The sequence below is a fragment of the Streptomyces smaragdinus genome, assembly GCF_009604385.1.
In the GTDB taxonomy this organism is placed as follows: domain Bacteria; phylum Actinomycetota; class Actinomycetes; order Streptomycetales; family Streptomycetaceae; genus Streptomyces; species Streptomyces smaragdinus.
This window is the reverse complement of the sequence record NZ_WEGJ01000086.1, coordinates 1-4,257: the sequence shown is the minus strand read 5'-3', so window position 1 is coordinate 4,257 and position 4,257 is coordinate 1. Positions and strand designations below refer to the sequence as shown.

Below are 4,257 nucleotides of genomic sequence, written 5' to 3'. Positions count from 1 at the left end.
TGACCACGCTGGGCGAGGGCGAGGACCCGTTCTCCGGCGCGGGCGCGGGGACGGACCCCACCGGCGAGGCCGAGAGCATGACCGCCTCCAAGGACCTGAAGAAGGTCGGCGAGGAGAAGATCGGCGGCCTGCACTGGCACGACGCCGAGGTGTGCGCGGAGAAGGACGGCCGCCCCTTCCTGCGGGTACGGGGCACGGTGGCCGCCCGCGCCGCCGAGCTCGGCGTCCGGCACTGGCACGTGAGCCTCAGCCACGACGCGGGGGTGGCGTCGGCCGTGGTGATCGCGGAGGGGTGACCCTCAGAGGGTCTTGAACCCCTCCCGCCACGACGCGTACCGCGGCTTCCACCCCAGCTCCCGCTTGGCCTTCGCGTTCGACGCCCCCCGGCCCTGCGTCATCCACGTGGTGGCGAAGGCACCCGCGGCCAGCCTGCCCACCCACACCGGCACCCGGCGCGGCGGCTTCGCCCCCAGCGCCCGGGCCAGGGCCGGCAGCCACTCCGCGACCCGCGCCGGCTCGTCGTCCACGATGTTGTAGACCCCCGGCGCACCCCGGTCCACGGCCGCGGCGGTGGCGGCAGCGGCGTCCGCGATGTGGATCAGCGACCACACCCCGCCCCCGTCCCCCACCACGGGGAACCGCCGCTTGCGCACCATGTCCACCTGCTCCCCGCCCTCCCCGACGGACGTCCCCGGCCCGTAGAACCCGCCGTACCGCAGCACCAGCCCCTCCATCCCCGGCGCCGAGGTCACGGCCTGCTCCAGATGCCGGATGGCCGCCAGGCTCCGCTCCGAGCCGGGCGCGGGCGACGGGTCGAACGGGTCGTCCTCCGTCTTCACCGGCCCGCCGGTCCGCTCGTACGTCCAGCCTGTGAAGCTCTGCACGACCAGCCGCCGCACCCCGCCGGCGGCAGCCGCCGCCGCGATCAGATTGTCGGTGCCCTCGGTACGAAGCCGGTTCGTACGCGCGAACGACTCGTCGAACTTCCGCAGGTCCAGCTTCCCCGACAGCGCCGTCGCCTGGTGGACGATCACCTCCGGCCGGACCCGCTCCACCGCCGCGCGCACCGCGCCGGCGTCCAGCACGTCCAGCACCAGCGGCTCCGCCCCGGCCTCGCGCAGCCGCGCGGCCTTGGCCTCGCCGGTCGTGGTGCCGACGACGGTGTGCCCGGCCGACACGAGCAGCGGGACGAGCTGCGAGCCCAGCGCTCCGGTGGCGCCGGTGACGAGAACCTTCATCGTGCTTCCTTCCCTGGCGTGGGCGTGTGCGTACGCCCTCACATCCCGGGACGGACGTCACGCCGCCGAATGTGACATCGGGTACCCCCGAAAAGGCGTGGACCCGCCCCCGCCCCCGGGCGACAATCGCCCTCATGGGTCATCTGGAAGCCGCACACCTCGAGTACTACCTCCCCGACGGGAGGCCCCTGCTCGGCGACGTGTCCTTCCGCGTCGGCGAGGGCGCCGCCTACGCCCTGGTCGGGGCGAACGGGGCCGGCAAGACGACCCTCCTGCGCCTGCTGTCCGGCGAGCTCCAGCCGCACGGCGGCACCGTCACCGTCAGCGGTGGCCTGGGCGTGATGCCGCAGTTCGTCGGCTCCGTACGAGACGAGCGGACCGTGCGCGACCTGCTGGTGTCCGTCTCCCAGCCCCGTATCCGCAAGGCCGCCGCCGCCGTGGACAAGGCCGAGCACGCGATCATGACGGTCGACGACGAGGCCGCCCAGCTCGCCTACGCCCAGGCCCTCAGCGACTGGGCCGAGGTGCAGGGGTACGAGGCGGAGATCCTCTGGGACAAGTGCACGACGGCGGCGCTCGGCACCCCGTACGACCGCGCGCAGTGGCGCGAGGTGCGCACCCTGTCCGGCGGCGAGCAGAAGCGCCTGGTCCTGGAGGCCCTGCTGCGCGGCACCGACGAGGTGCTGCTGCTGGACGAGCCGGACAACTACCTCGACGTCCCCGGCAAGCGCTGGCTGGAGGAGCAGCTGCTGGCCACGCCCAAGACGGTCCTCTTCGTCTCCCACGACCGCGAGCTCCTCGCCCGCTCCGCCGAGAAGATCGTCAGCGTCGAACCGGGCGCCGCGGGCAGCGACGTCTGGCTGCACGGCGGCGGCTTCGCCACGTACCACGAGGCCAGGAAGGAGCGCTTCGAGCGCTTCGAGGAGCTGCGCCGCCGCTGGGACGAGGAGCACGCCAAGCTCAAACGCCTCGTGATCATGTACAAGCAGAAGGCCGCCTTCAACTCCGACATGGCCTCCCGCCTCCAGGCGGCCCGCACCCGCCTCAAACGCTTCGAGGAGGCGGGCCCGCCCATGGCCCCGCCCCGCGAACAGGACATCACGATGCGCCTGCGCGGCGGCCGCACCGGCGTCCGTGCCGTGACCTGCGTCGATCTGGAGCTCACGGGCCTGATGAAGCCGTTCTCCCTCGAGGTCTTCTACGGCGAGCGCGTCGCCGTCCTCGGCTCGAACGGCTCCGGCAAGTCGCACTTCCTGCGCCTGCTGGCCGGCGGTGACGTCGCCCACACCGGCCAGTGGAAGCTGGGCGCCCGCGTCGTCCCCGGCCACTTCGCCCAGACCCACGCCCACCCGGAGCTCCAGGGGCGTACGCTCCTCGACATCCTGTGGACGGAACACGCCAAGGACCGCGGGGCGGCCATGTCCGCGCTGCGCCGCTACGAGCTGACCGGCCAGGCCGAGCAGCCCTTCGACAAGCTGTCGGGCGGCCAGCAGGCCCGCCTGCAGATCCTCCTGCTGGAGCTGTCGGGCACCACCGCGCTGCTGCTGGACGAGCCCACGGACAACCTGGACCTGGAGTCCGCGGAGGCCCTCCAGGAGGGCCTGGAGGCGTACGAGGGGACGGTGCTGGCCGTCACCCACGACCGCTGGTTCGCGAAGACCTTCGACCGCTTCCTGGTCTTCGGCGCCGACGGCCGGGTCCGGGAGACCCCGGAGGCCGTCTGGGACGAGAAGCGGGTGGCCCGGGCCCGCTGACCCGTTTTGACCCCCGGCCGAGCGAACCGGTATCCTGCCAGTTCGTTGTGTGTATTGGCTTGCTCATTCTCACGTGAGGGGCCCTTACACCGGACACCGGTGCTGAGCCGCACGGTCGTGGACACGGGTTGCGTCACCCGTCCGCCGCCCACGCGGGCCTTCTCCGGTGGCCTTGTCAGGACCCACTCATTGAAGAAGTGAAGGCTACGACCGTGCGTACGTACAGCCCCAAGCCCGGCGACGTCCAGCGCCAGTGGCACGTCATCGACGCCGAGGACGTCGTTCTCGGCCGCCTGGCCACCCAGGCCGCCACGCTTCTGCGGGGTAAGCACAAGCCGGTGTACGCGCCTCACATTGACGCTGGTGACTTCGTCATCATCATCAATGCCGAGAAGGTGCACCTCTCCGGCAACAAGCGGACCCAGAAGCTCGCCTACCGCCACTCCGGCTACCCGGGTGGTCTGCGCAGCGTCCGTTACGAGGACCTGCTCACGAACAACCCCGAGAAGGCCATCGAGAAGGCCGTCAAGGGCATGCTCCCGAAGAACACCCTGGGCCGTCAGATGCTCTCGAAGCTGAAGGTCTACCGCGGTGCCGAACACCCGCACTCGGCTCAGCAGCCGGTGCCGTTCGAGATCACCCAGGTCGCGCAGTAAGTCCGGCCACCCCCTAAGACGAGAGAGAATCTGAGGAGAATCGTGGCTGAGACCACCGCCGAGGACGTCATCGAGGTCGAGGAGTACACGACCGAGACCCCCGACGCCCAGGAGTACACCAGCGAGTCGCTCGCGTCCGCTTTCGGCGAGGCCCTGCCGGGTGCCGGCACCGGCCGCCGCAAGAACGCGATCGCCCGCGTCCGGATCGTTCCGGGCTCCGGCAAGTGGAAGATCAACGGTCGCACCCTGGAGACCTACTTCCCGAACAAGGTGCACCAGCAGGAAGTCAACGAGCCCTTCAAGGTGCTCGAGCTGGACAACCGGTACGACGTCATCGCCCGGATCAACGGCGGCGGCATCTCCGGCCAGGCCGGTGCGCTGCGCCTGGGCGTCGCCCGCGCGCTGAACGAGGCGGACGTCGACAACAACCGCGGCCCGCTCAAGAAGGCCGGCTTCCTGACCCGTGACGACCGTGCGGTCGAGCGGAAGAAGGCCGGTCTGAAGAAGGCCCGTAAGGGCACCCAGTACAGCAAGCGCTGATCACCGCGCTCGTCGTTCTGCGGCATCCGTACGCGAACGCCCCGGCGGCACTGTCCAGTGCCGCCGGGG

Annotated in this window: 5 protein-coding genes; 4 read left to right on the top strand and 1 reads right to left on the bottom strand. The window is 71.2% G+C overall.

What is annotated here, in order from left to right; translation table 11 throughout:
• The coding region (locus tag SRB5_RS36960; protein ID WP_228390705.1) for a holo-ACP synthase at positions 1–296 on the top strand (296 nt) is incomplete at its 5' end.
• Between the two features lie 3 nt (positions 297–299).
• On the opposite strand, the gene SRB5_RS35600 is transcribed toward SRB5_RS36960, so the two are convergent.
• Complete coding sequence (locus SRB5_RS35600) at positions 300–1,238, bottom strand: NAD-dependent epimerase/dehydratase family protein (protein ID WP_153457987.1); 939 nt, start codon at positions 1,236–1,238, stop codon at positions 300–302.
• Between the two features lie 134 nt (positions 1,239–1,372).
• Here SRB5_RS35600 and SRB5_RS35595 point away from each other — a divergent pair, with 134 nt between their 5' ends.
• The 3 genes from SRB5_RS35595 (at position 1,373) to rpsI (ending at position 4,188) form a co-directional block, all read left to right on the top strand.
• A complete protein-coding gene (locus SRB5_RS35595) occupies positions 1,373–2,992 on the top strand; it encodes an ABC-F family ATP-binding cassette domain-containing protein (protein ID WP_153457985.1) in 1,620 nt (539 codons plus the stop codon).
• A gap of 212 nt (positions 2,993–3,204) precedes the next feature.
• Positions 3,205–3,648 carry a 50S ribosomal protein L13 gene (rplM, locus tag SRB5_RS35590; RefSeq protein WP_323379050.1) on the top strand — a complete coding sequence of 148 codons (444 nt, stop codon included), beginning with the start codon at positions 3,205–3,207 and terminating at the stop codon, positions 3,646–3,648.
• Between the two features lie 42 nt (positions 3,649–3,690).
• Positions 3,691–4,188 (top strand): 30S ribosomal protein S9, encoded by a 498-nt coding sequence (gene rpsI / locus SRB5_RS35585; RefSeq protein WP_323379049.1) that lies wholly within the window; start codon positions 3,691–3,693, stop codon positions 4,186–4,188.
• Positions 4,189–4,257 lie beyond the last annotated feature (69 nt).

What these genes read in the sequence shown, in the direction of transcription:
- SRB5_RS35595 (WP_153457985.1), top strand. Translation starts at nt 1,373, where the DNA reads ATGGGTCATCTGGAAGCCGCACACCTCGAGTACTACCTCCCCGACGGG.
- SRB5_RS35600 (WP_153457987.1), bottom strand. Translation starts at nt 1,238, where the DNA reads ATGAAGGTTCTCGTCACCGGCGCCACCGGAGCGCTGGGCTCGCAGCTC.